At 69.3% G+C, this 25,637-nt stretch carries 32 protein-coding genes; 12 read left to right on the forward strand and 20 right to left on the reverse strand.

All coding sequences use genetic code 11. The annotated features are described in order from the left end of the window. Positions 1–30: 30 nt before the first annotated feature. From QRN21_RS06620 to QRN21_RS06630, 3 genes are all read right to left on the reverse strand, one after another. A complete protein-coding gene (locus QRN21_RS06620) occupies positions 31–696 on the reverse strand; it encodes a class F sortase (RefSeq protein ID WP_285363473.1) in 666 nt (221 codons plus the stop codon). Then, complete coding sequence (locus QRN21_RS06625) at positions 696–1,523, reverse strand: DUF4397 domain-containing protein (RefSeq protein ID WP_285363474.1); 828 nt, start codon at positions 1,521–1,523, stop codon at positions 696–698. Before QRN21_RS06625 ends, QRN21_RS06620 begins: the two co-directional genes overlap by 1 nt. 122 nt (positions 1,524–1,645) lie before the next feature. Further along, positions 1,646–2,272 (reverse strand): stage II sporulation protein M, encoded by a 627-nt coding sequence (locus QRN21_RS06630; protein WP_157557453.1) that lies wholly within the window; start codon positions 2,270–2,272, stop codon positions 1,646–1,648. Between the two features lie 94 nt (positions 2,273–2,366). Here QRN21_RS06630 and QRN21_RS06635 point away from each other — a divergent pair, with 94 nt between their 5' ends. Continuing rightward, a complete protein-coding gene (locus QRN21_RS06635) occupies positions 2,367–2,969 on the forward strand; it encodes a TetR/AcrR family transcriptional regulator (RefSeq protein WP_285363475.1) in 603 nt (200 codons plus the stop codon). A 7-nt stretch (positions 2,970–2,976) separates the two neighbouring features. Here QRN21_RS06635 and QRN21_RS06640 read toward each other — a convergent pair whose 3' ends face one another. Beyond that, on the reverse strand, positions 2,977–3,294 hold the full coding sequence (locus tag QRN21_RS06640) for a DUF2277 domain-containing protein (protein ID WP_053098085.1): 318 nt from the start codon (positions 3,292–3,294) through the stop codon (positions 2,977–2,979). A gap of 102 nt (positions 3,295–3,396) precedes the next feature. Further along, complete coding sequence (locus QRN21_RS06645) at positions 3,397–4,224, reverse strand: helix-turn-helix transcriptional regulator (RefSeq protein WP_053099285.1); 828 nt, start codon at positions 4,222–4,224, stop codon at positions 3,397–3,399. Between the two features lie 94 nt (positions 4,225–4,318). On the opposite strand from QRN21_RS06645, the gene hxlB reads away from it, so the two are divergent. Together hxlB and hxlA are read left to right on the forward strand one after the other, a co-directional pair. Continuing rightward, positions 4,319–4,900: a 6-phospho-3-hexuloisomerase gene (gene hxlB / locus QRN21_RS06650; protein ID WP_053098087.1), complete on the forward strand. Its 582-nt coding sequence runs from the start codon at positions 4,319–4,321 to the stop codon at positions 4,898–4,900. A gap of 46 nt (positions 4,901–4,946) precedes the next feature. Then, on the forward strand, positions 4,947–5,570 hold the full coding sequence (gene hxlA, locus QRN21_RS06655) for a 3-hexulose-6-phosphate synthase (protein ID WP_053098088.1): 624 nt from the start codon (positions 4,947–4,949) through the stop codon (positions 5,568–5,570). A gap of 75 nt (positions 5,571–5,645) precedes the next feature. Here the strand turns inward: hxlA and QRN21_RS06660 are convergent, their stop codons facing one another. Then, positions 5,646–6,479 (reverse strand): class I SAM-dependent methyltransferase, encoded by an 834-nt coding sequence (locus tag QRN21_RS06660; protein WP_285363476.1) that lies wholly within the window; start codon positions 6,477–6,479, stop codon positions 5,646–5,648. A 90-nt stretch (positions 6,480–6,569) separates the two neighbouring features. Between QRN21_RS06660 and QRN21_RS06665 the strand changes: the two genes are divergently transcribed. Next, complete coding sequence (locus QRN21_RS06665; RefSeq protein ID WP_285363477.1) at positions 6,570–7,271, forward strand: winged helix-turn-helix transcriptional regulator; 702 nt, start codon at positions 6,570–6,572, stop codon at positions 7,269–7,271. On the opposite strand, the gene QRN21_RS06670 is transcribed toward QRN21_RS06665, so the two are convergent. Further along, positions 7,268–7,615, reverse strand: a complete 348-nt coding sequence (locus QRN21_RS06670; protein WP_285363478.1) for an SbtR family transcriptional regulator — start codon at positions 7,613–7,615, stop codon at positions 7,268–7,270. The two genes, QRN21_RS06665 and QRN21_RS06670, sit on opposite strands and share 4 nt — an antisense overlap. Between QRN21_RS06670 and QRN21_RS06675 the strand changes: the two genes are divergently transcribed. Then, on the forward strand, positions 7,610–8,104 hold the full coding sequence (locus tag QRN21_RS06675) for an SDR family NAD(P)-dependent oxidoreductase (protein WP_285363479.1): 495 nt from the start codon (positions 7,610–7,612) through the stop codon (positions 8,102–8,104). The genes QRN21_RS06670 and QRN21_RS06675 overlap by 6 nt on opposite strands. Before the next feature lie 4 nt (positions 8,105–8,108). Here the strand turns inward: QRN21_RS06675 and QRN21_RS06680 are convergent, their stop codons facing one another. From QRN21_RS06680 to QRN21_RS06715, 8 genes are all read right to left on the reverse strand, one after another. Then, a complete protein-coding gene (locus QRN21_RS06680) occupies positions 8,109–8,813 on the reverse strand; it encodes a hypothetical protein (RefSeq protein ID WP_285363480.1) in 705 nt (234 codons plus the stop codon). 91 nt (positions 8,814–8,904) lie between these two features. Next, positions 8,905–9,078, reverse strand: a complete 174-nt coding sequence (locus QRN21_RS06685; RefSeq protein ID WP_053098095.1) for a CsbD family protein — start codon at positions 9,076–9,078, stop codon at positions 8,905–8,907. Positions 9,079–9,177: 99 nt separating this feature from the next. Next, positions 9,178–9,390: a hypothetical protein gene (locus QRN21_RS06690; protein WP_053098096.1), complete on the reverse strand. Its 213-nt coding sequence runs from the start codon at positions 9,388–9,390 to the stop codon at positions 9,178–9,180. Between the two features lie 44 nt (positions 9,391–9,434). Beyond that, positions 9,435–10,049 carry a hypothetical protein gene (locus QRN21_RS06695; RefSeq protein ID WP_056275349.1) on the reverse strand — a complete coding sequence of 205 codons (615 nt, stop codon included), beginning with the start codon at positions 10,047–10,049 and terminating at the stop codon, positions 9,435–9,437. Beyond that, positions 10,046–10,630, reverse strand: coding sequence for a DUF6286 domain-containing protein (locus QRN21_RS06700; protein ID WP_285363481.1), 585 nt, complete (start codon positions 10,628–10,630; stop codon positions 10,046–10,048). The genes QRN21_RS06695 and QRN21_RS06700 overlap by 4 nt, the downstream gene beginning before the upstream one ends. Further along, a complete protein-coding gene (locus QRN21_RS06705; protein WP_056275353.1) occupies positions 10,627–11,022 on the reverse strand; it encodes a hypothetical protein in 396 nt (131 codons plus the stop codon). The genes QRN21_RS06700 and QRN21_RS06705 overlap by 4 nt, the downstream gene beginning before the upstream one ends. Next, positions 11,022–11,210, reverse strand: coding sequence for a DUF2273 domain-containing protein (locus tag QRN21_RS06710; protein ID WP_053098100.1), 189 nt, complete (start codon positions 11,208–11,210; stop codon positions 11,022–11,024). The genes QRN21_RS06705 and QRN21_RS06710 overlap by 1 nt, the downstream gene beginning before the upstream one ends. After that, a complete protein-coding gene (locus QRN21_RS06715) occupies positions 11,207–11,731 on the reverse strand; it encodes an Asp23/Gls24 family envelope stress response protein (protein ID WP_053099288.1) in 525 nt (174 codons plus the stop codon). Before QRN21_RS06715 ends, QRN21_RS06710 begins: the two co-directional genes overlap by 4 nt. 222 nt (positions 11,732–11,953) lie before the next feature. Here QRN21_RS06715 and QRN21_RS06720 point away from each other — a divergent pair, with 222 nt between their 5' ends. Beyond that, positions 11,954–12,529: an isochorismatase family protein gene (locus QRN21_RS06720; protein WP_053098101.1), complete on the forward strand. Its 576-nt coding sequence runs from the start codon at positions 11,954–11,956 to the stop codon at positions 12,527–12,529. A 10-nt stretch (positions 12,530–12,539) separates the two neighbouring features. Then, positions 12,540–13,442 (forward strand): SDR family NAD(P)-dependent oxidoreductase, encoded by a 903-nt coding sequence (locus QRN21_RS06725; protein ID WP_285363482.1) that lies wholly within the window; start codon positions 12,540–12,542, stop codon positions 13,440–13,442. Between the two features lie 15 nt (positions 13,443–13,457). On the opposite strand, the gene QRN21_RS06730 is transcribed toward QRN21_RS06725, so the two are convergent. Together QRN21_RS06730 and QRN21_RS06735 are read right to left on the reverse strand one after the other, a co-directional pair. Beyond that, positions 13,458–13,823, reverse strand: coding sequence for a cupin domain-containing protein (locus QRN21_RS06730; RefSeq protein ID WP_053098103.1), 366 nt, complete (start codon positions 13,821–13,823; stop codon positions 13,458–13,460). A gap of 52 nt (positions 13,824–13,875) precedes the next feature. Further along, a complete protein-coding gene (locus QRN21_RS06735) occupies positions 13,876–14,247 on the reverse strand; it encodes a DUF4406 domain-containing protein (protein ID WP_171821956.1) in 372 nt (123 codons plus the stop codon). Positions 14,248–14,314: 67 nt separating this feature from the next. Between QRN21_RS06735 and QRN21_RS06740 the strand changes: the two genes are divergently transcribed. Continuing rightward, positions 14,315–15,064: a DeoR/GlpR family DNA-binding transcription regulator gene (locus QRN21_RS06740; protein ID WP_056275362.1), complete on the forward strand. Its 750-nt coding sequence runs from the start codon at positions 14,315–14,317 to the stop codon at positions 15,062–15,064. A 6-nt stretch (positions 15,065–15,070) separates the two neighbouring features. Here QRN21_RS06740 and QRN21_RS06745 read toward each other — a convergent pair whose 3' ends face one another. Further along, positions 15,071–15,742 (reverse strand): GOLPH3/VPS74 family protein, encoded by a 672-nt coding sequence (locus QRN21_RS06745; RefSeq protein ID WP_285363483.1) that lies wholly within the window; start codon positions 15,740–15,742, stop codon positions 15,071–15,073. 122 nt (positions 15,743–15,864) lie between these two features. Beyond that, positions 15,865–16,509: an MIP/aquaporin family protein gene (locus QRN21_RS06750; protein ID WP_053098105.1), complete on the reverse strand. Its 645-nt coding sequence runs from the start codon at positions 16,507–16,509 to the stop codon at positions 15,865–15,867. A gap of 211 nt (positions 16,510–16,720) precedes the next feature. Here QRN21_RS06750 and QRN21_RS06755 point away from each other — a divergent pair, with 211 nt between their 5' ends. From QRN21_RS06755 to QRN21_RS06770, 4 genes are all read left to right on the forward strand, one after another. Beyond that, positions 16,721–18,103, forward strand: coding sequence for an APC family permease (locus QRN21_RS06755; protein WP_053098106.1), 1,383 nt, complete (start codon positions 16,721–16,723; stop codon positions 18,101–18,103). Further along, entirely contained in the window at positions 18,090–18,314 is a 225-nt protein-coding gene (locus QRN21_RS06760; RefSeq protein ID WP_053098107.1) for a hypothetical protein, read from the forward strand. Before QRN21_RS06755 ends, QRN21_RS06760 begins: the two co-directional genes overlap by 14 nt. A 171-nt stretch (positions 18,315–18,485) precedes the next feature. Further along, positions 18,486–20,291: a sigma-70 family RNA polymerase sigma factor gene (locus QRN21_RS06765; protein WP_285363484.1), complete on the forward strand. Its 1,806-nt coding sequence runs from the start codon at positions 18,486–18,488 to the stop codon at positions 20,289–20,291. Positions 20,292–20,563: 272 nt separating this feature from the next. After that, positions 20,564–21,655, forward strand: a complete 1,092-nt coding sequence (locus QRN21_RS06770; RefSeq protein ID WP_285363485.1) for a LacI family DNA-binding transcriptional regulator — start codon at positions 20,564–20,566, stop codon at positions 21,653–21,655. A gap of 97 nt (positions 21,656–21,752) precedes the next feature. On the opposite strand, the gene QRN21_RS06775 is transcribed toward QRN21_RS06770, so the two are convergent. Next, positions 21,753–25,580, reverse strand: coding sequence for a carbohydrate-binding protein (locus QRN21_RS06775; protein WP_285363486.1), 3,828 nt, complete (start codon positions 25,578–25,580; stop codon positions 21,753–21,755). Positions 25,581–25,637: the final 57 nt, after the last annotated feature.

The following is a 25,637-nucleotide window of genomic DNA, read 5'->3' on the forward strand; positions in this document are numbered from 1 at the left end:
GAGTCTCCTCTCCATGGTGATCACCCCGCCTCATCGCGGGACCGCCACCGCGACCACGTTATCGCGGTAGTGCCCGGTCTGGCTGTCGAAAGGTCCGCCGCACGTGACCAGCACAAGGGCCGAGGGGCCACCACGCTGGAAGAGCTCGTCGGTCGGCAGTGCCGCCTTCTCGTAGTAGGTCAGCGACTGCACCACGAACTCGCGGCTGGTGCCGTCGGCCGCCGTGATGAGGATGGTCTCGCCGGCGGGCACGTCCCGCAGGCGAGCGAGCGGTCCGATCGGATAATCGATCGCGTCGACGTGCGCTGCGATCAGAATCCGGCCGCTCGTGCTCGTGGCATCCGCTCCGTATCGATACCAGCCGGCGATGGCCGGGTCGACGGGCAGTTCCATCTGTCCGGAGTCGGCCACCCCGACGTCCGTCACCGGCATGTCGATGGCGAGCGACGGGATGGCCAGACCCACGGGAGCGACGGATGCGGTCGGGGTGGGGAGAGCACCCGGCCGCACGGCGACGTCTCTCGCGGGAGTGGGAGGGACGGGCGATGGAGTCGTGGGGGGCGACTCCGTGGAAGGAGGGAGATCCGCGCCCGCCCCTCCCGGTGTGCATGCCACGAGGCACGCCGCGGTGACCAGGGCGCCGAGCGTCATGATGACGCGGCGCAGACGGGCCGTCCGCAGCGTGCCTCGGAGCATCAGCGCACCGTCTGGCGGCGACGGACGATCAGGCCCGCACCCACGGCGGTCGCGATCGCGAGGGCGACGAGACCCGCCGAGAGGAGGGCGTTCGCCGAGGCATCCTGCTCAGCGAGGTAGCCCGCGGTGCCGGAGGGCACTCCGTCGGGGTTCGAGTGGAGTCCCGAGATCGTCTGAGCGGCGATCGCGAGGTTGCCGTCTTCGGCACTGCCCCACGCGTAGACGATCGTGTTGACGCCCTCTTCGATCGCGACGTCTGCCGGACCGATGACCGGGTCGGTCGTGCCGGTCAGAGCGACGGCGGCCGACACGGTGCCCGCGGGGAGGTCGAGCTTGGCCTCGTTCGGGTTCGTGAGGTTCTCGATCACGGGCGATCCGCCCGCGAGGATGTCGACCGCGGGCGCCGCGGCGGTGTGACGCACGGTGAGTCGCCCCTGGCCGGGAGCCGTCTGCGAGATGTCGTTGGTGAAGAGGTTGAGACCGGGTTCGCCCGCTTCGGTCAGGTGGGCTACGGCGGTGTAGTTCCCGCCCGCTTCGAGAGCGAGGGTCGCCGGGCCGAGGATGGGCGCGCTGGCGTCGGCGGCATCGGGAGCGGTGAGCGCCACCTCGTACGAACCGGCGGGCAGCTCGAGCGGTCCGGCGAGGTCTCCCGGCGCGAAGTCGTCGAGGGTGAGCTCGCCGTTCACGTACACGTCGACGGGGGTGTCGGGGATCGCGTGCAGCACCGAGAGCTGTGCGGCCTGGGTGGTGGCGGCGCCGGCCGGCACGGCCAGACCGAGAGCGGTGATCATTCCGACGGCGAGGCCGGCGGCGACTGTCTTGCGCATCTGTTCCTCCTGTACCCGGACCGCCCTGTGCGGCCCTTCATAGGAGTTGTTCTCCGGGAGCGCCGGGTTTGGATGCACCTGGATGAAGATTTCTCAGATCGCCGTGTCGATCTCCGTTCCGGCTATCCGAGCAGCCACTGCTGCAACGGATACACGAAGTAGAGCAACGAGAAGGCCTCGTAGAGCGCCCCGATGATGAGCAGCGCGAGGGCGGGCAGGCTCAGCCAGCCGATGTGCTGGAGTCCGCGCAGGTAGGCCGCGCGTCGATTCCGCGCACCGATCGCCTGTGGGCGAACCCAGTACCGGCCCAGCAGGAACGCGCCCAGCAGCAGAAGGATGTAGGCCTGCAGCTCGATCACGAGAGTCAGCGAATGCGGGATCAGCGCGACCCACCCCTCCGGCGTCGTCGGCACGAGGGTCACTCCGGTCGTCACCGACCAGACCGCGAACGTCGCGAGTCCGAGGAACGGCACGACGAGCGAGGGCAGCAGGATCGTGAGGGCGCCGAGCCGCAGGGTGTTGACCGCCAGGATCGTCAGCGCGAAGAGCCAGGGGCTGCTGAGCAGAGAGGTGACGAGGCTCGCTGTGCCGTCGTCCTCCAGCGCCTGGGCGCGGCCGGCGACCAGGTCGGGGAAGAGCAGCCCGAGGATGAATCCGATCGCGAAGGTGCCGTAGGCGAGCGCATTGAGAAGCGCGTAGACGCGGAGGTTCGAGCGGATGATCTGGAAAGGCCTGCGGATGAGTGTCATGGGTGCTCCCGTCGATGGACTAACACGGTGTGTTAGTAAGGGACGCACGCCACGCTAACACACTGTGTCACCGGGGGTCGTGGAGAATGGGATGATGACCGCCGACCCGAGCATGCTGCCGACGAAGGACCGCATCCTGCACGCGGCACTCACGATGTTCGGCGAATCACGCGGCGCGAAGCTCAGCGTCCGCGCGGTCGCAGCGCGGGCCGGTGTGAGCACCGGGTCGTTGCGGTTCCATTTCCCGACGCAGCGGGCGCTGCTCGACGAGGTCCTCCGCGTGGTCTACGAGGTGATCGCACCGGACGACCCGATCCATGACGAGTCGCTGACGGCGAAGGGGCGGCTCCTCGCATGTCTGAGGCAGGTGCTCGCTCCGTCAGGCGTCGGGGCGCAGGCACGCGAGGCAGCCACGATCCTGCACCGGACCTTCATCGAACCCGAGCTCACGGACGAACTCCGTGATGCCTACCTGGCCATCGAGCGCGAAGGGCAGCGGAGGGTCGAGCACTGGCTGTCCGTCCTCGAAGACGAAGGCTCGCTCCCGGCCGGAGACAACGCCACGCGCGCGCGTTTCCTCAACTCCGTCCTCGCCGGCCTGGCCCTCGAACGGGCGCTCCCCTCGGACGAGTCGATCCTCGAATCCGAGACGAACACGCTCACGATGGCGGTCGATGCCGTGTTCCGCGAAGACTAGCGAGGGCTCAGTCCGCTGCCGCCTTCGCCGCGCGCTTGGCCTCTTGGAAGACCCGGATCGCCTCGTACCGCTCGGCTGAGCGAGCCTGTCGCTTCTCGCGCTGCTCGTCGCGGTCCTTCGGGGGTGCGGTCGTGACGAGGTCATCGAGCAGATGTCGCACCGACTTCTCGATCTCAGCGACAGCACGGTCGAACACCTCCCTGTTGGCGCGGGAGGGGGCGTTGGCACCCGAGATCTTGCGCACGAACTGCACTGCGGCCTCATGGCATTCGTCATCGGTGGCCGGTGGGGCGAGGTTGTTCAGAGGAACGATGTTGCGGCACATGCCTGCCAGGGTAGAGCGCTGAGCGCCGGAGTCAAGAGGCATCGGACCGACGACTTCCCCACCTATCCTTCCGAGCAGGCACAGCCCCACCCGAAGGGGTGGTCAGCCGCGCACGATGGCCGCGAGCTCGGCGCGTGACGCCGCCCCGGATTTGCGCAGCAGGTTCGACACGTGGAACTTCACCGTGTTCTCGCTCACGTTCAGCGTCTCGGCGATCTCGCGGTTGCGGCGCCCCGCCGACACCAGTCGCAGCACATCGCGCTCTCGCGGGCTGGCGTCGATCGCATCCGGCAGATCGCCCGGCTCGGCCGGTGGATCGAGAGGAAGGCGGATGCCGACCTCCGACCCCCATCCGGGTGTCGAGGCCACCGACAGGTCGCCTGACAGTGCAGAGACCTGCTCGGCGATCGGGCGAAGTGCGTCGTCGTGCGTCGTCAGGTCTCCTCGGCCGTCGTCGCGGATCGCGATCAGCAGGTTCAATCCGTCGCAGTCCCATTGGATGCGCACGCGTCGCGTCTCTCCGCGGTCGACGATCGCCAGCACGGTGCTTCTCACGATCGAGCGCGCAGAGTGGGCGATCACCCCGGGGAGCGCGCGACCGTTGGCCGGGGGCTCGACGAACTGCACGTCGAGTTCGCTGTATCGCACGAGCGGGCGCAGATCGCCGCGCAGACGCTCGAAGGCGCCCGTCACCGGCTCGAGTCCTGCTCCCTGCTCATCGTTGTGCGTCCGCAGTCCGACCAGTGCACCGGCCGCGACATCGACCGCGATCGTGCGTGCCGCCCGGTCGTCGAGCCGCTGCGAGCGCAGCGTCGCGAGCAGGGATTCGAGGGTGAGGGCGTAGCGGTCCCGCTGCTCGGCGAGGGCGAGCGCGTGGTCTGCGGCCAGTCGGCGTGATCCCGCCGGCCCAGCATGCTCTTCGATGCTCATGATCACCTACTCTATTCGCCCCTCTCCCTTCGGGTAGGTGGAACGGTCCCGAGGCGGGAGCGCCCGAAGGTCGCGCGATCGCAAGAGTGGAGACATGCCTCTCACCGCCACGATGTCGCCCGGCGCCGCCATCTCCCTCATCGCCAACGAGCTGCTCCGCGTCGCGGAGCGCACGAGCGTCGCGAACGCGCATCAGCTCATCGATCTGGCAGACCTCGTCGTAGATGCCCGGCGCGTCTTCGTGCTCGGAGCCGGCCGCTCAGGGCTCGCCCTGCGAATGACCGCGATGCGCCTCATGCACCTGGGACTCGACGTGCATGTGGTGGGCGACACCACCACTCCGGCAATCGAGGCCGACGACCTGCTGCTGACGGCGAGCGGGTCGGGAACGACGGAATCGATCGTGCGAGCCGCGCAGCGCGCCTCGTCGGTCGGGGCGCGCATCGGCGCGCTCACGACCGCAGCGACGTCGCCCCTGTCAGAGCTCGCCGACGTCGTCGTGCGGGTGCCTGCCGCCCAGAAGCTGGACCGCACGGCCGATGCCTCGCACCAGTACGCCGCGAGCCTGTTCGAGCAGGCGGTCGTCGTCATCGGCGACGGGCTCTTCCACGCCCTCTGGCAGCGCCAGGGCACCAGCGCCGACGACCTCTGGCCGCGCCACGCGAACCTCGAATGAGCGGCTGCCGCCCCACCATCCACCCCGCAGAACGAACGGAACACCCATGAAACTGCAGTTCGCCATCGACACGCTCAGCACCGAGAAAGCCCTCGAGCTCGCCGCCGCCGCGGCCGCGCACGTCGACATCCTCGAGCTCGGCACCCCGCTGATCAAGAGCGAAGGCCTCTCGGCGATCACCGCCCTGAAGAGCGCCCACCCCGACAAGGTGATCTTCGCCGACCTCAAGACCATGGATGCCGGTGAACTCGAGGCCGACATCGCCTTCGGCGCGGGGGCGGATCTCGTGACGGTGCTCGGCGTGGCCGACGACAGCACGATCACCGGCGCGGTGAAGGCCGCGAAGAAGCACGGCAAGGGCATCGTCGTGGATCTGATCGGCGTCGCCGACAAGCCCGCCCGCGCGCAGCAGGTCATCGGCCTCGGTGCCGAGTTCGTCGAGATGCACGCGGGTCTCGACGAGCAGGCGCAGGACGGCTACTCGCTCGACAGCCTGCTCACCGACGGCACCGCATCCGGCGTCGCCTTCTCCGTCGCGGGCGGCGTCAACGCCTCGAGCATCGCCGCCGTCCAGGCATCCGGGGCGCAGGTCGCCGTCGCGGGCAGCGCGATCTACAGCGCCGAGAACGTCGGAGACGCCGCCGCCGAGCTGCGCGCCGCGATCAGCTGACGACCGCACAGAGAGGGGCCGACCGGCGATGCCCGGTCGGCCCCTTCGTGCGTCGAACGCCCCGACGGCGCCGCTCTAGACGACGCGGGCCGTCACGAGCAGGTACTCCCACGGCATCCGACCGTCCTCGAGGTGACGATCGCCGAGGTCGGCGAGCGCATCATCCAGCTCTGCTCGCCGCTGTTGGTCGTCGCCGATACCTCGGTACGCCGCCGCGGTCGGGCCGTAGAAGTCCCGGAAGAAGTCCCGGAACTCCGCACCCGACGCGAACCTGTCGACCGACAGCTGCCGACGCTGCGTCGACAGCTCGGCTACGCGGTCTCCGAGGAGGGCGCGCACGTGCTCCTCGTCACCCCAGAGCGGCGGCGGCTGCACACCGGCAGGCGGCGCGGGGACGAACTGCTTGAGCGTGGCGAACAACTGTCCGACGAACCCCTCGGGCGTCCAGTTGATCAACGCCAGCCGTCCATCGGCGCGCACCACCCGCGTCAGCTCGCCGGCCGCCACCTCGTGATGCGGCGCGAACATGACGCCGACGCACGAGAGCACGGCATCGAAAGAGTCGTCTGCATAGGGCAGCGCCTCGGCATCCGCCTCCTCGAAGGCGAGTTCGACGCCCTGCCGTGCAGCATCCTGCCTGCCGATCTCGAGCAGCTCGGGCGTGAGGTCGCTCGCGACCACGGATGCGCCGGTGCGCGCAGCTTCGATCGACGCGTTGCCGGTGCCGGCGGCGACGTCGAGCACGCGATCGCCCGGCCCGATGCGGCTCTCGGCGACGAGCACGCGACCGAGTTCGGGGATCACTTCGCGCGCGACGGCCGAATAGTCGCCGAGCGCCCAGACGACTCTGTGCTTCGCCTTCAGCGCGCGGTCGGCGTCGGCCTGGAGGTCGGTGGTGGTGGTGTTCATGGTGGGCTCCTCTGCCTTGTGATCCTCACGCTACGAACCCCGCGCAGACCGCTCTAGTATCCGATCTGTACCGGGTCTATCGTGAGGTCCGTGGGCGCCCCCTACTATCAGTTCTGCCCCGTCGCCAAGGCGATGGAGCTGCTGGACGAGCGGTGGACGATGCTCCTGCTGCGTGAGCTTCTGCTCGGCACCGAACACTTCAACGAGCTGCGCCGCGGCCTCCCCCGCATGTCGCCGACGCTGCTGTCCCATCGACTCGACCAGCTGCAGCGTGCCGGCCTCATCGAGCGGATCACCCAGGGTGCTGACGTCCGCTACGTGCTCACCGTCGCGGGTGCCGAACTGCGTCCGGTCGTCGAACAGCTCTCGGCGTGGGGGGTGCGCTGGATCGGCGAGCTCGGAGACGCCGACCTCGACCCCAAGCTGCTGCTGTGGGACATGCACCGCAATGTCGATCACGGCAGCGTCCCCGATGCGCGCACGGTGATCGCACTGCACTTCACGGACGCGAGTCCGGCGCAGCGCCGGTGGTGGCTGGTGATCCACGACGGCGAGGCCGACGTGTGCGACGCCGACCCCGGGTACGACGTGTCGGTCGAGGTGCGCTGCACGCTCCGAGCGCTGACCCGGTTCTGGCGCGGGGACATCGAATGGACGACGCTGCTGCTCGCCGAAGACGCCACCGCGACCGGCCCGAGCGACCTGCGGCGAGCGCTGCCGTCGTGGTTCATGCGCCCGGGATATGCCGCGGTGCCGCGGGTGGGTGTTCCGGTGGGGGCGGGCCGGGTCTAGACGGTCGGACGGATGCCGGCGAGCATGATGTCGAGGAAGAGCTGCCTGTCTCCCGCCTCCCCGATGCGCACCGCGTGCTCGATTCCGCACACGAGATGCTCGATCTGCACGATGGACAGATCGGGTCGGATGATCTTCTCGTCGCGCGCCCTCTGAAGCACCCCGTCGAATGCGGCGAAGATCTCGATCTTCATGTCGCGCACGGACTGTTCCTCATCGTCGGGTGAGAGCAGTACTGCCTGAAGGCCGCCATCCTGCAGCTGCAGCGCCAGTGCTTCGCCGAGGAACGTGGCCAGAGCGCTTTCCGTGTCCGAGTCCTCGGCCGCAGCCCGGGCATCGTGCACACGTCGACCGGCTTCGTGTCGCAGTTCCGGCTCGACGTGGATGACGTCAGGGCGACCCCGCGCAGCGCCATCGCGGCCTACACGAAGGCCAAGACGGTGACCGAGGTGTTCGCCTTCGAGCTCGACCGCCGCCTGCGCGCCGCTGACCTTCCCGTCGCCTCGCTCGTGGTGCGTCCCGGAGTGGGCGTCGACGCCAAGACGCCCGAGCGCACCGGCATCCACGACGCCTCGACCCCGTACCGGCGCAACCCCTACACGCCCTGGGCTCAGGGAAAGGACACCGCCGCCTGGGCTGCGGTGCGCGCGCTCGCGGATCCCGCCGCGCAGGGCGGCGAGTACTACGCGCCCGCGGGGCGGCTTCGCGGACTTCCCCTGCGAGTCGAGCCGCTCGCCCGCACCCACACCCCTCCTGCTGAACTCGCGCAGAGCGTATGGGACCAGCTCGAAGAACTCGCGGGCGTCCACTTGTCGCTGCCGATCCGGCGTTGACCCGCTACTCCTCGCCGCTGTCGAGGAATACTCCGACACGGCCGCCGTCGAGCACGAACTGCAGCGCCACGCCTGACGGGAAGCGCTCGGCGAGCTCGTCGGGGGTCTCGGAGTCGAACGGCACCGCGACGGTCGGCGGGAATGCACCCACGCCGCACGCCGCGTACCGTTGGCCCTCGAAACTCCAGGACGTCTCGGTGAAGTCACGCACATCGGGCAGCTGGTCGTTCCTGACGACATTGAGACAGACGTTCTCCGACGAACGCTCTCCCGAGTCGGCGTACCACCCGGGCGTCAGGAAGACCGTCAGGCCGGAGAACTCGGCCGATGCCGCATCCTTCTCCGCGCCGAACCACCCCGGCGCGATCATTCCGGATCTCGTGAGCTCGAGCGTCTCGATCTGCGGCGCACCCGCAGACGACGACACGGGCGGTACCACGGCGAAGGCGTAGGCGATCGACGCCGCGAGCGCGGCCGACGCTGCCACGGAGGCCACCCACAGCGGTGCTCGCCACCTCGCCAGGCGCCCCGGCCACCCGGTCACCTCGTGCGACGCCGCGGGCGCGACCGGCTCGTCCCACGTGGACTCGTCGTCCAGTCGGTCGAGCAGGTCACCGCTCTCGCGCGATGCATCGGCCGAGGGATGCACCACCCGCAGCTCGGCGCGCTCCGAGTCGGCAACGGAGTCCAGAACGGGCAGCGGCAGCATCCATCCCCGGCATCGTCTCACGGCATCCTCGCCGCGCACAGCAACGGGCGGATGGAGCGTGACACCGCTCCATCCGCCCGCGCCGGGGGTCTTACTTCTTGAATGCGTCCTTGACGTTCTCGCCGGCCTTCTTCGCGTCGGCCTTGACCTGGTCGGCCTTGCCTTCGGCGGCGAGCTTGTCGTTGTCGGTCGCGTTGCCGATCGCTTCCTTCGCCTTGCCGGCGATGTCCTGAGCGGCGTTCTTGATCTTGTCATCGAGTCCCATGAGGAGCTCCTTTCGTGAGGGTGATCGTGACGGCGGGAGGATTCCCGTCGTCTTATCGCCGTTGCGTGTCGCGACCGACGATAAGTCTGTGGAGGGGTGTCAGCGGCGGACCTTGTCGAGTGCCTTCTCGGCCGCCTTCGCCGCCTTCTTGGCTGCCTTGGCGCGTTCCTTCTTCGCCTTCGGGTCGTTCCACATGCGCACCAGCTGGTGCCGCACGGACTCGCCCTTGTTCACCTGCACGGTCGCTGCCCGACTGCCCACGACGTAGGCGACGAAGGCGATGGCGCCGATGAGGAGGATCTTGTTTCGCATGGTGATGTCCTGCTTCCTGGGGTGGTGGGGGCGAGGTCCGACGTTCACGACAGACGTCGCTGATCGTGCGCGAGCCGCGCCCGGAGGCCGGTGTGGATCGAGACGAAGGTCGCGCTCTCGCGGCCGGTCAGGGTGGCGAGGTTGGTGAGCAGCTTGTCGATGTGGTCGACCAGCTCACGCGGATCGGTGTTCTGCCGGGGCGTGACGGCCACATGCAGCACCGGCTCTCGACGGATGTCGTTCGCGGTGACCTGCGACGACAGGATCTCCGCTCTCCCGGCGAGGGAGTTCTTGACGGCATCCGACACGAACGACTCGGTGACCGTGACACGTCCGAGCGGGTTCTGTGCTCCGCTCGAGCGGAAGGCGGTCTTCGACCGGCGGCCCGAGATGCTGGTGAGGGCGACGATCAGCAGCACGATCACGATGACGATCGCGGCCACTGCGCCGATGCCGATCCACGAGAGGCTGCCGCCGGCGATGGCCGTGGCGGCGATCGCCTGGTCGAGCCATGAGCGGGCGTCCGTGCCGGCCGACGTCCAGATGTCGGTGGCGGTCGGCCAGCTCATGATGGCGATGCCGAGAGCGCCCAGTCCGAGGAAGAGCAGACCGATGATGAGCAGCAGGGTGCGGTTCAGCGCACGGTTGGTGTTGTTCACAGCTCGTCTTCCTTCTCGTGGGGGCGCTCGATGCGCACGCGGGTGCGGACGCTGCGGGTCAGCCGGTAGGTCTGCAGCTCTGCCTCCGTGGCCGACTGCACGGCGCCTTTGTCGAGGGGGATGCCGGCGCCGGGGCGCACGGTGACGTCGACACTGCGGTGGCCGACTCCGACGGTGATGCTCTCGCGAGCCAGGCCCGTCTCCTCCGAGAGGTGCTGGGCGAGCGCGCTGGCGATCACGCCGTTGTCGACGACGACCGCCCTGTCGCCCGCCTCGAGGGTGTGCCGTGACAGGCGACCCGGAGTGACGGCCAGCACGACGAGCACGACGCCGATCAGGGCGAGCACGACGCTGCCCGCGATCACGAGTCCGGCCGGCTGTGCCGTGGGCAGGCCGACCAGCCATCCGCCCGCCGCGGCGGGACCCAGCAGGAGAGCGGGCTGCGCCGCGAGGCTCAGCACGATCTCGAGCCCGATGTAGGCGAGGGCGAGGATGAGGAGGATGACCGCGACGAACATCGCGACGGTGCGCGGCGAATGCGTCTCGCGTCGGACGACGCGACGAAGAACCAGGGTGCTCATCGCACTCGTCTCCTCTCTGGGATGGTGGCACCGGTGATGGTGAGGGTGATGCGGGTCACGTCACGTCCGAGAAGACCGCTGAGACTCTCCTGCAGCTGCTCCTGCAGCTGACGAGCTCGGTCGAGGACGGGGACGCTCTGGGAGATCGCGACGGTGTCGTCGAGATCGGGGACGGGAAGCGGGGTCGCTATGCGCACGGCGATCCCGCCCGGGTGCTCGGCGACGTCGACCTTCACGTCACCGCGCGGCACACCGATCAGGGTTGCGGACGCCTTCTCGGTGACCGTGCGGTAGACGCGTTCCTTCACGTCGATGCGCCCAGGGACGGTGGCCTCTGCGGTGGCGGCCCGCGCGGGGCCGCCACCGGCGACGAGGTGCTGGTCGACGCGCATCAGGAGGTGCGCCGCCCTGTGAAGGCGTCGGCGAGACCGCGGACGTCGAGCTTGCCGGAGGCGATCCGGCCGATGACGGCTCCGACGCCGGCGAACAGGGCCATGAGGAGGAATCCCCAGAACCCGAACAGCAGAGCGGCCAGGGCCAGGAGTGCGCCGATCAGGGCGCCTGTGGTGGTGGGGGTCATGAGACTCGCGACTCCTCGTTCTCCTGGTTGTCGTCACCGGGGACGTGCACGTCGTTGACCTCGACGTTGACCTCGACGACCTCGAGACCGACCAGGCGGCTGATCGCACCGGCGACGGCGGCGCGCACGTTGCTCGCGACCTCCTGGATCGGGGCGGGGTACTCGACGACGATGGTCAGGTCTGCGGCGGCCTGCGTCTCGCCGACCTCGACCTTGACGCCCTGCGTCAGGTCGGTGGCGTTGACGGCGTCACGGATGGCGCCGAAGGCACGTGCTCCGCCACCACCGAGCGCGTAGACACCGGCGACCTCACGGGCGGCGATGCCGGCGACCTTGGCGACGACGCCGTCGGCGATGACCGTCTTGCCCGCGGCATCCGAGTCGGCGGGGACGCGCGACGTCGAGAAGGCCGACGTGCGGTCGACGCGCGAACCCGAGGCAGCCGGCTTCGGCGCGGTCGACGTCTGAGCGAGCTCCTTGTCGGCGGGGCTGGTGGGGGTGTTCTGATCCTGAGTTGCCATGACCATTCCTTCGTCTCACGATGTGCCGGCCGGGCCGTGGTGGCTTCGCCGGGAGCGTGTGTGGGTCGCTCACAGATAGGACGAGCGCCGAGCGGGATTCGTCACAGATTCGTCGGGAGAATCTGCGAGACAGCGCCCGAGCGGCGATCGACGGCAGAGAACACGCGGTCGCTGGCCGTGCAGGCACTGGCCGTCGCGGGCCGGGACCGCGAGGATGATCGGATGAGCCACGACTCCCCCGCCACCGCCCTGCTCGTGATCGACGCGCAGGAATCCTTCCGCCAGCGACCCGACGAGTGGGCGGCCACCGCCAACCCGGGCGTCATCGACAACATCTCCCAGCTCGTCGCGTACGCGCGTCGGTCGGGAGACGCCGTCGTGTGGGTCACGCACTCCGAGCCGGGCAGCGGAGGAGTCTTCGATCCGGCCAACGGCTTCGTCCGGGTGGTCTCCGACCTCGACCCGCAGAGCGACGAGATCGCCGTGACGAAGACCACCGTCAACGCGTTCACATCGACCGATCTCGAAGATCAGCTCCGGCGCCGCGGCGTCGGCCGAGTGGTCGTCTGCGGCATCCGCACCGAGCAGTGCTGCGAGACGACGGCCCGGATGGCGGCCGACCTCGGCTTCACGGTGGAGTTCGTGACGGATGCGACGACGACCTCGGCGATCGAGGCGACGGACGGGCTCGCGGCCGTCTCGGGTGACGAGATCATGCAGCGGACCGAGAGCATCCTGGCGGCGCGCGGATTCGCGACGATCGTCCGCACGGCCGACCGGGTGGGTGTCTCCGCCTAGGTTGGAGGACATGCCCTCGCCGCTCGCGCTCCCCGACCTCACCGGCCGCACGATCCTCGTCACCGGGGCGAACGCGGGCATCGGATACTGGTGCGCGGAGATCCTGGCCACGCAGGGTGCCAGGGTGCTGCTCGGATGCCGGTCGGCAGAGCGCGCACAGGTGGCCGTGTCGTCGATCCGCGCGCAGGTTCCGGGTGCCGACCTCGACATCGTGCCGGTCGATCTCGGGTCGTTGGCGAGCGTCGCCTCGGCGACGGCATCGCTCGACGAGCGGCTCGATGCGGTGATCTGCAATGCCGGGGTCAAGGCGGCGGATCGCAGCGCCCGCACCGCGGACGGACTGGACCTCATGGTCGGCACCAACGCGATCGGACACTTCGCCCTGGTCGCCCAGCTCGACCGTCTGCTCGCCGACGACGCTCGGGTCGTGGCCGTCGGATCGCTGGCGCATCGCTTCGCCGAGATCGACCCCGGCACACTCTCTCAGCCGTGGACGGGTGCGTCGCTGCGTCAGTACGGCCGCTCGAAGGCCGCCCTGATGGCCCTCGCCTTCGAGCTGAACCGCCGGTGGCGGGGCACGGCGCGGTCTGCGCTGTGTGCTCACCCCGGTTACGCCGTCGATCCGCTGACTCCGCACCGCGACGGACTCGCCGCGGTCTCACCTCTGACGCGCGCCCTCGCGTCGGTCAGCCGCCCGCTCGTGCAGGGCAAGGATGCCGGGGCCGCGCCGATCCTGCATGCTGCCGTCGCGGCCGATGCCACCGGCGGCGATTATTGGGGTCCGGGCGGGCTGCTCGAGTTCCGCGGGGCGCCGAAGCGGGTCGCCGCGAGCGCCCAGGTGCGGTCGGTCGACGTCGGCGCGGAACTGTGGTCGGTCGCCGAGCACCTCTCGGGCGTGCGCTTCACGATCTGACGATCTGACGGCGGATCAGGCGAGCTCCTGGAGTGTCGCGGTCATGTCGCCTCCGGCGTCCCCGGTGTTGACCGTTCCCTTCGGCTCGAACAGGATCGCGTGCACCTCGTCCGTCGCCTTCGGGCAGTGCTCGACCCCGCGCGGCACGACGAAGACGTCGTTCGGGTGCAGAATCACGTCGCGGTCGCGGAGCTGGATGGTGAGCTGGCCGCTCACCACCATGAACAGCTCATCGGTGTCGGGGTGGGTGTGCCAGACGAATTCGCCCTGGAGCTTGACGACCTTGACGTCGTAGTCGTTGACGCTGGTGAGCCGGTGCGGCTGCCAGTGCTCGGTGATCGCCGAGAGGGCGTCGTGGACGTTGCGCACATCGTCTGTCATGCTCACGAGCCTAGCCACCGGCTGGCCACGGCCCCCTCCCGATGAGCCGCGCTCAGGCGGCTTCGGCATCCCTCGACGGGATCTCGTCGATCGATCGATACACGGGCAGCCCGCGCTCGAGCGCGATCTCGACGTCCTTGTCGGCGCCGGCGGAGTCTCCCGGCAGGCGCAGCACCGCGTCGCAGTGCTGCAGCAGTCGGTGGGCCGTCTCGTACATGACGTCGCCCTCGGCGGCATCCGTCTCGTCCATGCCTCGGAGGATCGGCAGGGCGACCCATTCGCCGATCATCGGCACATGGCCGAGACGGTGGATGGGGGCCGCGACCTCTTCGAGGACCTCGAGGTTGCGGGCGATCAGGGCGGGGTCGCCGCCCGTGCCGGAGCGGTAGGGGCCGGCGATGAGAATCAGCAGTGGTGTGTTCATGGAGAAGACTGTAACGTTAACCGTGCAGTAACGTGCAACTTCGTGAATGAACGGGATGGAGTTTCGGATGCTGAGTGCGCAACGAAAGGATCATCTGCGCGAGATCCTGCGCAGAGACGGTCGCGTGGTGGCGAAGGACGTCGCCACCGATCTCGGCGTCTCCGAGGACTCGATCCGTCGCGATCTGCGCGAGCTCGCCGACACGGGCGAACTCGTCCGCGTCTATGGCGGCGCTCTGCCGGTTCCGCCGGCCGATCGGCCCGTCGACGAGCGCTCGTCGCTGGCCACCGAGAGCAAGGAGCGGGTCGCCCGCCGCGCCGTCGAGCTGATCCTGCCGGGCTCGACGATCGTGCTGGATGCCGGAACCACGACGCTCGCGATGGCCCGCATGCTGCCGTACGGCGCCGACCTGACCGTCATCACCCCCAGCCCGGCGATCGCCCTCGCCGTCGCCGAGCACTCCGACGCCCGCGTCGTGATCATCGGCGGCGAACTCGCCCGCTTCTCGATGGTCGCGAGCGGCCCCCTCGCCATGGAGGCCGTGCAGCATCTCGCCGCAGACCTGTTCTTCCTGGGCGTGACGGGCGTCGATCCCGTCCACGGCCTGACCACCGGCAACCTCGACGACGCCGCCACCAAACGCGCGATCGCCGCGCGCTGTGCGCAGACCTACGTCCTGGGCAGCGAGGAGAAGATCGGCGCCATCTCGCGCTTCCCGGTTCTGAACGTCGACGCCATCACCGGTCTCGTGGTCGACCCTCAGGACGCGAACCCGGTCATCGGCGATCTCGCAGAGGGCATGCCGGTGCTGCGCTGACCGGTATCAGGTGATGGTCGCCGCCACGATCGTCGGCGTCATGATCGCCACCATCGCGGCCGTGATCGCATCGTTGACCGCCTTGGCGACGGCATCCCCTGCCCGCGATCCTGCCGTGAGCTGCTCGATCCGCTTCTTGAGGTCGCGCGAGGACAGCCCGCCGCACTCCTCGCGCAGGATCGCGTGCGCCGCGTTGAGGTTCTGCAGGATCGCAAGCAGCGCCAGGTCGGCCTGCGTCGGAGCACCCGTTCCGGCGAGCACCGCGGCGAGCCGCGCCCTCAGCGCCTGCTCGGGCGTCGAATCGGATTCGGGAGTGCGTGCCGACCCCCAGCCGAAGAATCCGCGCTCCCCTTTGACGAGCACGCCCTGCACGATGAGCGACTCGACCACGATCTCGAGCGGATCGAGCTTGGGGCGCACCACGAGCGACTGCAGCCGCTTGCCGCGCAACGGCACGAGGCGCTTCAGTGTCGTATCGAGGATCGGGTTGCCCGTCGGGTCGGTCGACACGATCTCGATGACCGGGTTCTTCTCGTCCGACACCGCGATGCGTCCGTGCAGGGCGAGGTCGACGATCACGGCCGCGACCTCGCCGTACAGGCGGTTCACGCTCACCGCGCTCTCGACGCGGCCATCAGGCCGGAGAAGCAGCATGTGGAGTTCCTCGACGATCAGCATGCATCCACGCTATGACGGGCCACCTCACGACGGCATCCCCCGGACGGATGATTCCGGAACACCCCCCCACACGCACGAACGCCGCGCCCTCCGGAGAGGCCGCGGCGTTCGATGAAGAGTGGTTACGCGCCGATCTTCTTGGCATCGTCCGCGTTGAGCACGCGGAAGAGCAGAGCCGCGATGACCGCGCCGACCACGGGGGCGACGATGTAGAGCCACAGCGAGGCCCAGTCGAAGTACCCGCCGACCGAGAGGCCGAGGGCCACCGCCGGGTTGAAGCCGCCGCCCGAGATCGAACCGACGGTCGCTGCGCCGACGAACACCGTCGCCCCGATCGCGAGGCCGTAGAACGAGTTGCCCTCGGTGTCCTTCGAGGTCGCGGTGTTGAGCACGACCCAGACGAGGATCAGCGTGAACAGCGCCTCGACGAAGAAGGCGGGTCCTACCTCGACGACCAGAGCCTCGCCACCGGCGGGCCACACGGCGAAGCTGACCAGCGCGGCGAGCGCGCCACCGACGAACTGCGCCACGAGGTAGGCGATGAAGTCGACGACGCTGAGGCCGCCACGGATGAAGACGCCGACGGAGACCGCCGGGTTGAGGTGAGCGCCCGAGATGTGGCCGGTCGAGAAGACGAGCACGGCGAGCGTGAAGCCGATCGCGAGCGGAGTCAGCGGGCTCTCGCTGTTGATCGCCGCGATGATCGTGAGGACGAAGAGGAACGTGGCGATCGCTTCGGCGAGCGCCTTTCGGGGAGTACCTGACATGAGAAGTGCTCTTTTCTGAGAGGTGAGGGAAGGCGACCCCCGTCCGCCTGCGCACTCCAGCCGACGCACCCTCCGATAACGCCCCCGAATCTAGCGACGGCAGTCGGAGTCCGGGCGTACGCCGCGCTGGCGCCTGTGAAATACCTGAATGCGATGCGACGGCATGTCAACCCCGTCGCCACATCGGCACGCTTGTCCGTACTGTTCCGGGATGACTTCCGACACCGCCACGACGCCGGAGGAGCCCACTCGCCTGCGTCGCGCCATCACCGGCCCCCTGCTGTTCGCCTTCATCCTGGGCGACGTGCTCGGCGCCGGCATCTACGCCCTGATGGGTGTGCTGTCCGAGAAGGTCGGCGGGATGCTGTGGGCACCGCTGCTTCTCGCTCTCCTCCTCGCGCTGCTGACCGCGGGGTCGTACGCCGAGCTGGTCACCAAGTATCCGCGCGCCGGCGGGGCATCCGTCTTCGCGGAGCGCGCCTTCCACAGCCCCGTCGTCTCGTTCCTGGTCGGGTTCAGCATGCTCGCGGCCGGCGTGACGAGCGCCGCGGGCCTGGCGATCGCGTTCGCCGGCGACTACCTCGGCACGTTCTTCGACCTGCCGACCATTCCCGTCGCGATCGTCTTCCTCGCGATCGTCGGAGCACTCAACGCCCGCGGCATCCGTGAGTCGCTCGGCGCGAATCTGGTGATGACGGCGATCGAGCTGAGCGGTCTCGTGATCGTGATCGTCGTGGTCGGGATGTTCGTGGTCGGCGGCGGCGGCGACGCCTCGCGGCTGACTCAGACGCCCGAGGGGACGCCCGTCGCCCTGGCGGTCCTGTCGGGAGCGGTGATCGCCTACTACTCCTTCGTCGGCTTCGAGACCTCGGCGAACATGATCGAAGAGGTCAAGAATCCGCGGCGCACCTATCCGCGAGCCCTCTTCGGCGCGCTCTTCACCGCCGGTGCGGTGTACGTGCTCGTGGGGGTCGCGAGTTCCATCGCACTGCCGGCGTCCGAGTTGCAGGAGTCGAGCGGACCGCTGCTGTCGGTCGTCGAGGCCGCGGGTGCCAGCATCCCCTCCTGGCTGTTCAGCCTGATCGCCCTGATCGCGGTGGCGAACGGTGCACTGCTCACGATGATCATGGTGAGCCGCCTGACCTACGGGATGGCCGAGCAGAACCTGCTGCCCGCCGTGCTCGGCCGCGTGCTGCCGAATCGAAAGACCCCGTGGGTGGCGATCCTCACCACGACCCTCGTCGCGATGGGACTCACGCTCGTCGGCGATCTGGCGACGCTCGCCGAGACCGTCGTGCTGTTGCTGCTCTTCGTCTTCCTCAGCGTCAACGTCTCGGTGCTGGTGCTGCGACGTGACCGCGTCGAGCACGATCACTTCCGCATCTGGACGGTCATCCCGGTGCTGGGCATCGCCTCGTGCATCCTGCTGCTCACCCAGCAGCGAGGGGTCGTCTGGCTGTTCGGCGCGATCCTGCTGGCGGTCGGCGCCGTGCTGTACCTGCTCGCCCGCTGGGGCCGCAACCGCTCCGACCGTCGCGACCACGACGGAGCCCCGTCATCCACCACCACGAAGGAGAACGATGAGCACGCCTGATCTCACCCCCGACGCCGACGACGCCATGACGAGCGAGGAGAAGCGCCACGACCAGCTGACCGCGGCCCCTGATGCCACCGAGGCCGATGCCGCCCCGCGCATCGAGGTCTCGGAGCACGACGGGAACACCCGCATCGACATCCTCCCCGATGCCGCCGTGCGGCCGGGACCCGGACCCGGGGTCGAGGTCGACGACGAGCCCGAGCAGTAGCCGGAGCGGCGGCGAGAACGCGCGCGGGATCGCCCCCGCGATACTTCAGCGTTCCGATATATCACGACTCACCCCTCGAAAGCAAGCTCTGAGCGTATGCTGACTCCGAGACCGCCTCCGCGGTCTCGGAGTCGGTGACCCGGACCCCGTCACCACGATCGGGGGGACGCCATGAGCATCACCACAGATCCGAGCACCGACACGCGGTCGGATGCCGAGCTCGCCGACGCGACGCGCAGCGGAGACGCCCGAGCGTTCGCCGTGCTGTGGCAGCGCCATTCCGAGGCGGGGCTCCGCGCGGCCCGGGCAGTGACGCGTTCCATCGACCCTGACGACCTCGTCAGCGAGGCCTTCACGAAGACGTTCAGCGCGATGCAGAACGGCGGCGGACCGACCGATGGCTTCCGGGCGTATCTCTACGCCGCCATCCGCAACGCCGCCGCGACGTGGGGCGGCAAGCAGAAGGACATCCCGATCGAGTTCATCGAGGAGATCCCCGATGAGGCCCCCGACGCGATCGAGCAGCTGTCGGACAAGACGATGCTCGCGGCGGCGTTCAAGAATCTGCCCGAGAACCACCGCACCCTGCTCTGGTACCTCGAGGTCGAGGGCATGAAGCCGCGCGAGATCGCTCCGCTGATGGGACTGACTCCGAATGCCGTGTCGGCGCTGGCTCTCCGCGCTCGCGACGGATTCCGCCATGCCTGGCTGGATGCGCTCATCGCCGACCCTTCCCGTCCCGAGGAGTGTCGCTGGGCGTGCGGGCGGCTCGTGCGCCGCTCTCGCCGCCCGGTGAGTCGGCACGAGCGCCCCCGCCTCGAATCCCATCTCGAAGGGTGCGCCGGCTGCACGATCATCGCGCGAGACATCGACACGGCCTCGTCGAAGCTGCGAGCCGTGCTGCTGCCCCTCGCACTCGGCAGTGCCGGCGCCGCCGCCTACGCCGCTCTCGAGCCCGGCGCGGCAGCGAGCGCCTCCGTCATCGGACCGTCCGCCGCCCTGCGGACCCGCCGCGTGCTCACCATCGGGATCGCCGCGGGAAGCGCGGTCGCCCTTGCGGCGACGGTCGCCGTGGCGATGGTCGGCCCTTGGTCGCAACCGGCGGCAGACGGCGACCGTGGTGAGGCGTCCGGGCCCGCCGCCCGCCCTATCGCCCCGACTCCCGATGCCACACCCGCGACGGACGACGACACGTCACCGGCGCCCCCACCTGTCGCACCGCTCATTCCTGCTCCGGTGGAGCCGCCAGTGCAGCCGGTCGTCGACACGACTCGGCAGGACACACCTGTGCGCGCCGTTCCGGAGCCGCCGAGCGCCCCGGTGGTCGCACCGCCGGCGGCGGGCCCTCCGGCGACCAGACCCCCCGTGGCGACCCCGCCGGTCGAGGTCCCGCCGGTCGAGACCCCGCCCGTGTTCGCGATCGGTCCGGACGGGTGGGACACCAGCAGTCCCCTCGCTGTCTCGGTGAGCGGCACCGGCATCCCCGGCAGCACGGTCGCCGTCATCGACGAGCTCGGCTCCGTCCTCGCCCAGGCGACGGTCGACGGCGACGGTGAGTTCACGCTCTCCGTCGCGGGAGGCGAACTGAGGCAGGGCATGACGCTCACAGCCCAGCACACCTCACCCTCCGGCGACGTGGACCTCAGCGAGCCGGTCGGCCCCCTCGCATTCCCCGTGCCGGTCATCTCCGGTGATCAGCCCCGCCCCCACCTCGAGCGGGGGGATGCTGACGCCGACGGCGAGCAGGACGACGCGCTCGTCACTCTCGAGGGCATCCCGGGCGGCTGGGTGCAGGTCGCCGTCGACGGCGTCGTGGTGCCCCACCTCATCGCCATCGACGAGGTGACCTCCGACGACTACATCACCGACATCCATCTCGGATTCCACCTGCTCACCCTGCGATACATCGATGCGGAGTCGGGCGTCACCGGTCCTGGAGCCGACTACGCGGTCGTCGTCACCCCGGGCGGCAAGTGACGTCCGGGCACGGATCCGACCGGAATATTGGTTGCGGCGTCAGGAACGGGCGTCGTCAGCGTCTTGATAGTGGGACGAGAAGCCGGCCCTGGGGACCTGAGTCGACTTCGTGTCCGAGAGCTCGCGTTCCCCTACGGACGCGGCACTCGCGGGTGGGGCTGCTCCCCAGTCCCACCCGCATTCCCTTTCGCACCCGTGGGACCGAGAACGCGAGACCGGAACTAGTTGCGGGTCTGCGCGCCGCGACGCGGTCGCCGCGATAGATTCCCAGTGTGACCACCACGATCGATGACGGCTCGCCCGCACGTCGCAATGCGACGCCCGGGCCCGAACGCGGTGGCGGCCCGACTCTCGCCGAAGTGGCCCAGGCCGCGGGCGTCTCACGCGCGACCGCCTCGCGCGTGCTGGCCGGCCGCGCCGCAGGCAAGTCTGCGAGCCACGCCAGAGTGCTCGCTGCCGCAGAAGAGCTCGGCTATGTCGTGAACGGTCTCGCTCGCTCGATGATGGGCGTCGGGCGGCGCAGCATCGCGTTCGTGTCCAGCATCATGGTCGGGCCCACGTTCGCCTCCATGGCCGGCGGCGCCGAAGACGTCGCGACCGCCAACGGCCACCTCTTCACGATGTGCACGACCGGCGGGGACGTCGAGCGCGAAGCCGCCCTGATCGAGACCCTGAGCGAGCAGCGAGTGGCTGCCGTCCTGCTCGTGGGCTCCACTCCGGCCACCGAGGAGTTCGAGGCGCGGGCGCAACGATACTCGGCCACCCTCGCACGGGTCGGGGCGCAGCTGATCCTGTGCGGTCGAGCGGCGCTCCCCCACCACCCTCACATCGCCTCGATCGACTACGACCACCGCGGCGGAGTCCGCACAGGAGTCGAGCATCTGGTCACTCTCGGCCACCGACGCATCGCGTTCCTCGGCTCACTCGATGACATGACCACTCCGCATCAGCGCTTCCTCGGCTACCAGGACGGTCTCCACGACGCCGGCATCGCGTTCGACCCCGCGCTCGCGGTGCGAAGCAGCAACACTTCGGACGACGCCGCCGCGGCCACTCTCGATCTGCTCGGCCGCGACCCTGACGTCACCGCGATCGTGTGCCAGACCGACATCATGGCGGTGGGGGTGTGCCGGGCGCTGCACGCAGAAGGCATCGCGATTCCCGAGCGGATCTCGGTCGTCGGCTTCGACGACATGCAGCTGGTCGCCGACCTGACGCCCTCGCTGACCACAGTGCGGGCGCCGTTCCACGATGTGGGAGAGCTGGCCGGACGCATCGCCGTCGGGGGAGCCTACGACGGCCCGGTCGTGCTGGCCGGTGAGCTGATCGTCCGCGGATCGACGGGACCCGTGCGCTCGGACTGAGCGCACCGCGGCCACATCCGCATCCGCTCACGGCTGTCGATCCCGTCAGGAGGGGCGGCACCGCCGGAGAGCCCGGCCGCACCGCCCGGAGAACGGATCAGAAGGCGCCGAGATCCTCCCATGGCCCGTTCGCATCGCCTGGCGCCTGGTCACGCGTCCACCACCGGGCCCGGAAGGCGTGCCCTTGGTGGGCGATCACCTCTCCGCCCATGTAGACGTACGACGACGTCCAGGCCCGCACGCCGTCGCCGGCCGCCGGAATGAGCGCTCCCTGCTCCATCCACGAACCTGTCGCCGAGCTGTCGGGGGCGTCGCCCTTCGTCCACCACTGCGCCGTGTAGGTCGCGCCCTGGTGCGAGACCTCGTCGCCGGCGTCGTAGACGGCGACCGGATCCCACGCCTCGATCGCGGGCGCGGTCGTCACGACTCCGAACAGGATCAGCTCGGCGACGTTCAGAATCTGGCCGTTCACGAGACGCACGTACCGGAAGGCCGTGTCATCCGCTACGGACCACGTCTGCCAATCGAGGGTCTTCGCCGGCACTGACGGGGTGAGGCGCGCCCACGTGGTCAGATCGTTCGACCCCTCCAGCCGCATGTCCGAGATGCGCGAGGTGCCGTAGCCGTCCTGCCGCACGAGCAGTTCGGCACCGGACAACGACACGGTCGCGTCGGGGCCGAAGTCCCACACGTTGCCGTAGAGACCGGAGTTGAGTCGGGTGTCGGAGTGCGTCGCGGGGTCGCCGTCGAGCATTCGCGCCGTGTACTGGGTCCACGAGGCGTCCGCCACCCCGTCGGGTCGCAGCACCGCGGCATCGCGGAATGCCGAGTCGATGCGTCCGCCGTCGCTCGACAGGTACAGCACCGAGCCGTCGGTCGTGGCGTGGATCGTGTCGGCGCGACGACCGTCGGCCGTGGTGAAGTCGACGGTGAATCCGACTCGGCCCGACTGCGCCTCGCCCGCGGGGATGGTCGCACTGGCGATCCAGGTCCCGGGCGACGGCGACGTCACCTCGGCCGGGGCTCCGAGCACGGTGACCGCGACGCCCGCGTTGTCGGCGGGTCCGGTCAGCGTCACATCGACGCTGTCGCCGGCGACCACTCGACCCGCGACCGCATCGGACGACGCGATCGAGACCGCATCCATCGACCCGACGGCTTCGCTCCTGGCGCCGTCGATGCGCAGCTCGGCGATGCTCCAGATTCCCGGATACGCGGGATCCGACGGCACACCGGGCTCATCGACCTGGAGCTTCACGAACCGGAATGTCGAATCGCGCACCTCGCTGCGCACATCGATCCACTCGATCGTGGCATCCGTGCCCACGTTCGGATGCGCGGTGAGCAGCGTCCAGGTGGCACCGTCGTTCGAACCGTAGACGTTCGTGCCCTCCGCGCGATTGGCGAAGGTGTCTCTGGCCTGCAGGCCGAAGCGCTCTGCGTCGAGACGGAAACCCGAACCGAAGTCGAACACGATGCTCGGAACCCGCTGGTCACCCCAGGTCGACTGGTTGTCGCCGTCGGCGAGCGCCGTCAACTGGGCAGCCGTGAGGGGCGGGGCCGACACGAGGGAGCGGTAGTCGAGCGTGCCGTCCGGCAGCACCGGGGTGAGCGTCACGAGGTTCGACACGGCGTCGCCGAGCGCTTCGAGAAGGATGCCGAATGCGGCAGCATCCGCCGATGCGACTCCATCGTCCGCGGCGCTTCGCGCCTCGGTCATCCGCGCCCAGCTCGCCGAGGTGTACTCCGCGCTCTCACCGACGCGGGCGACGAGTTCGGCGATCGCCCCCGTGCGGTCATCGGCGATCGTGACGGTCACGGGCAGCGCGGTCACGGTGGTCCCGTCGGACGCCGCGAGGGTCATCGCGGCATCGCCTGCCTGGTCGGGCGACCAGCTGAGCTCGTCGCCCTGCAGCACCGCACCGGCGGGCGCGTCGTGCAGTGCGAGGGTGACGGTCTCGCCGGCGGCATCGGTCGTCCCGATTCCGCGCGTCCACGGCTCTCCTGCCACCAGCACCACGTCGAGTGCGGGCGCATCCGTGAACCGCGGCGGCGTGAGCACGCCGTTCGCCTGAGCCAGGAGCCCCGCCACGTCGACCCGAGCATCCGAGCCGGTCGCGCGAAGGAAGACGATGTTCTCTCCCACCGCACCGGGGGTCGCCGCGAGCGCCAGGTCGAACCACACGTAGCGCCAGTCGCCGCCGGTGTCCGGGATCACGACATCGGTGAACGGGGCCCCGTCCGCCGTGCGGGAGGCCTGCAGCCGGGCGGTGCCGTCGCTGCGTACCTTCACCCCGACCAGGGACTGCGACGCACGGTCGCCCCATATCGCGCGCCGGATCGCGAGGTTCGCGTCATCCGCACCGGCATCGAGACGGATGAAGGAGGTGCCGTCGGCATCGGCCTCCCGCTCGGCGCCGTCGCCGAGCGGGGTGCCGAATGTCGTGACCGACAGCTCGGCGCTCGGAGTGAGTGGAGCGACCGGGTCGTCGACCTCGGCGAGTTCTTGCGGGAATGCGACCCAGTACTCGGCGCCGGTGTAGTCCGAGCCGCGATCGTTCCAGAAGTTCTGCACGCCACTGCCGTAGTAGTAGAGCGGGCCGTCCCTCTGCTCGTAGAGGTCGGCGACATGGGGCGCAGCGTCGGCCACATCGACGTCAGCGACGTAGCGGTACTGCAGGTACGCCTCGCTCAGCGGATCCTGCAGTCGACCACGGTAGGCCTGCGAGATCGCGCCCCCCTCGTTCGCCGGAACGTACGGCACCTCCTCGCCCATCATGAAGGCGTAGAACGTGTCGGCACCGTCGAGGATGCGATCGTCGAGGAACCGGTAGGGCGAGACCGCATCCGACGCACTCGACACGGTGCCGGCGACCGGATCGAGTCTGGTCCCCTGCGCGTCGACGATGCGGGCGAGCGCCACGAATATGTCGACGTCTCCCTGACCGTGCGCCTGATCGCGCAGCATCTCCATGTGCTGCACGAACGGCTCGCCCGTGGTGTTGCCGGGAGCGTCGGCCGGGATCTCGCGGAACAGCTGTGCGAGCGATCCGTTGACGTTGCCGCCGTACAGATCGTGCTCGCTCTCGTATTCCGAGTTGACCGTGAACCACTCCACGCGCTCGGCGTAGAGCTCGGCGTCATCGAGGAAGATCGCCGCGGAGACCATGCCGATCACGCCGTAGAGGTGCTGGTTCCACAGCCGGTTGTTCGAGAAGAGGAACGTGTCGAGCACCGGTCGGACCAGGTTGTCCTCGATGCGCTGCTCGTCGGCATCCGTCCACCGCAGGTCGTATCCGTCGAGGCTCTCGTTCACGGGTTCCGTGCTGCGGATCACTTCGGCCGCGATCAGCATGTAGTACAGCGGTACGCCCGTGTGGATGTGCGCGTCACCGAAATATTGGTACTTCGCTGGGTCGAGGCTGCTCCAGGTGCGCAGCACGTGCAGAGCGTTCGCACGATACTGCTCGTCACCCGTCACCGCGTACTCGAGCGCCTGGGTCATCGCGCCGATGCTGTCCTTCAGCGCCATCGACCTCATGCCGGCGCTCGCGTAGGCGTCGTTCTTCGGGACGTCGGTGCCCGGCTGGGCGTTCTCGGCGCGGAAGTCGCGCGAGGCGTAGCGCGTCGCCACCATCGCGTCGTAGTAGCTCGCCCACGGATCGACCCCGGCCCGCACCTGGGTGCGCATGTTCTCGAGGTGGTCGGCCGAGAAGCCGATGCCGGGATGCGCGAACCCGGCATCGCTGACGGTCTGCTCGATCTCGGGCAGCGGCGCCTGCACCGCGGCTTCGAGAAGCGAGGAGGCGGGTGCAGCGGATGCTGCGGCGGCGGGCGGTGCGACCAGAAGCGCGCCGCTGAGAGCGATCACGCCCGCTGTCAGAGCGCCGATCGTACGTCGGATACTGCGGTGTTCGATCTTCATCGATCTCTCTTCCGTGACTGCGCCGTCGAGTGACGGCGGGAGGGCATGCAGGAGGGG

This window comes from Microbacterium sp. LMC-P-041 (assembly GCF_030209555.1).
Classification (GTDB): domain Bacteria; phylum Actinomycetota; class Actinomycetes; order Actinomycetales; family Microbacteriaceae; genus Microbacterium.

Bases quoted from the DNA above. Each gene is read 5' to 3' on its own strand.
- QRN21_RS06765 (WP_285363484.1), top strand. From the start codon at position 18,486: ATGAGCATCACCACAGATCCGAGCACCGACACGCGGTCGGATGCCGAG.
- QRN21_RS06685 (WP_053098095.1), bottom strand. From the start codon at position 9,078: ATGGGACTCGATGACAAGATCAAGAACGCCGCTCAGGACATCGCCGGC.
- QRN21_RS06625 (WP_285363474.1), bottom strand. From the start codon at position 1,523: ATGCGCAAGACAGTCGCCGCCGGCCTCGCCGTCGGAATGATCACCGCT.
- QRN21_RS06710 (WP_053098100.1), bottom strand. From the start codon at position 11,210: ATGACCCCCACCACCACAGGCGCCCTGATCGGCGCACTCCTGGCCCTG.
- QRN21_RS06620 (WP_285363473.1), bottom strand. From the start codon at position 696: ATGCTCCGAGGCACGCTGCGGACGGCCCGTCTGCGCCGCGTCATCATG.
- hxlB (WP_053098087.1), top strand. From the start codon at position 4,319: ATGCCTCTCACCGCCACGATGTCGCCCGGCGCCGCCATCTCCCTCATC.
- QRN21_RS06775 (WP_285363486.1), bottom strand. From the start codon at position 25,580: ATGAAGATCGAACACCGCAGTATCCGACGTACGATCGGCGCTCTGACA.
- QRN21_RS06660 (WP_285363476.1), bottom strand. From the start codon at position 6,479: ATGAACACCACCACCACCGACCTCCAGGCCGACGCCGACCGCGCGCTG.
- QRN21_RS06635 (WP_285363475.1), top strand. From the start codon at position 2,367: ATGACCGCCGACCCGAGCATGCTGCCGACGAAGGACCGCATCCTGCAC.
- QRN21_RS06725 (WP_285363482.1), top strand. From the start codon at position 12,540: ATGCCCTCGCCGCTCGCGCTCCCCGACCTCACCGGCCGCACGATCCTC.
- hxlA (WP_053098088.1), top strand. From the start codon at position 4,947: ATGAAACTGCAGTTCGCCATCGACACGCTCAGCACCGAGAAAGCCCTC.
- QRN21_RS06680 (WP_285363480.1), bottom strand. From the start codon at position 8,813: ATGCTGCCGCTGCCCGTTCTGGACTCCGTTGCCGACTCGGAGCGCGCC.
- QRN21_RS06715 (WP_053099288.1), bottom strand. From the start codon at position 11,731: ATGGCAACTCAGGATCAGAACACCCCCACCAGCCCCGCCGACAAGGAG.
- QRN21_RS06645 (WP_053099285.1), bottom strand. From the start codon at position 4,224: ATGAGCATCGAAGAGCATGCTGGGCCGGCGGGATCACGCCGACTGGCC.
- QRN21_RS06735 (WP_171821956.1), bottom strand. From the start codon at position 14,247: ATGAACACACCACTGCTGATTCTCATCGCCGGCCCCTACCGCTCCGGC.
- QRN21_RS06755 (WP_053098106.1), top strand. From the start codon at position 16,721: ATGACTTCCGACACCGCCACGACGCCGGAGGAGCCCACTCGCCTGCGT.
- QRN21_RS06630 (WP_157557453.1), bottom strand. From the start codon at position 2,272: ATGACACTCATCCGCAGGCCTTTCCAGATCATCCGCTCGAACCTCCGC.
- QRN21_RS06760 (WP_053098107.1), top strand. From the start codon at position 18,090: ATGAGCACGCCTGATCTCACCCCCGACGCCGACGACGCCATGACGAGC.
- QRN21_RS06745 (WP_285363483.1), bottom strand. From the start codon at position 15,742: ATGCTGATCGTCGAGGAACTCCACATGCTGCTTCTCCGGCCTGATGGC.
- QRN21_RS06740 (WP_056275362.1), top strand. From the start codon at position 14,315: ATGCTGAGTGCGCAACGAAAGGATCATCTGCGCGAGATCCTGCGCAGA.
- QRN21_RS06750 (WP_053098105.1), bottom strand. From the start codon at position 16,509: ATGTCAGGTACTCCCCGAAAGGCGCTCGCCGAAGCGATCGCCACGTTC.
- QRN21_RS06705 (WP_056275353.1), bottom strand. From the start codon at position 11,022: ATGCGCGTCGACCAGCACCTCGTCGCCGGTGGCGGCCCCGCGCGGGCC.
- QRN21_RS06720 (WP_053098101.1), top strand. From the start codon at position 11,954: ATGAGCCACGACTCCCCCGCCACCGCCCTGCTCGTGATCGACGCGCAG.
- QRN21_RS06730 (WP_053098103.1), bottom strand. From the start codon at position 13,823: ATGACAGACGATGTGCGCAACGTCCACGACGCCCTCTCGGCGATCACC.
- QRN21_RS06690 (WP_053098096.1), bottom strand. From the start codon at position 9,390: ATGCGAAACAAGATCCTCCTCATCGGCGCCATCGCCTTCGTCGCCTAC.
- QRN21_RS06700 (WP_285363481.1), bottom strand. From the start codon at position 10,630: ATGAGCACCCTGGTTCTTCGTCGCGTCGTCCGACGCGAGACGCATTCG.
- QRN21_RS06640 (WP_053098085.1), bottom strand. From the start codon at position 3,294: ATGTGCCGCAACATCGTTCCTCTGAACAACCTCGCCCCACCGGCCACC.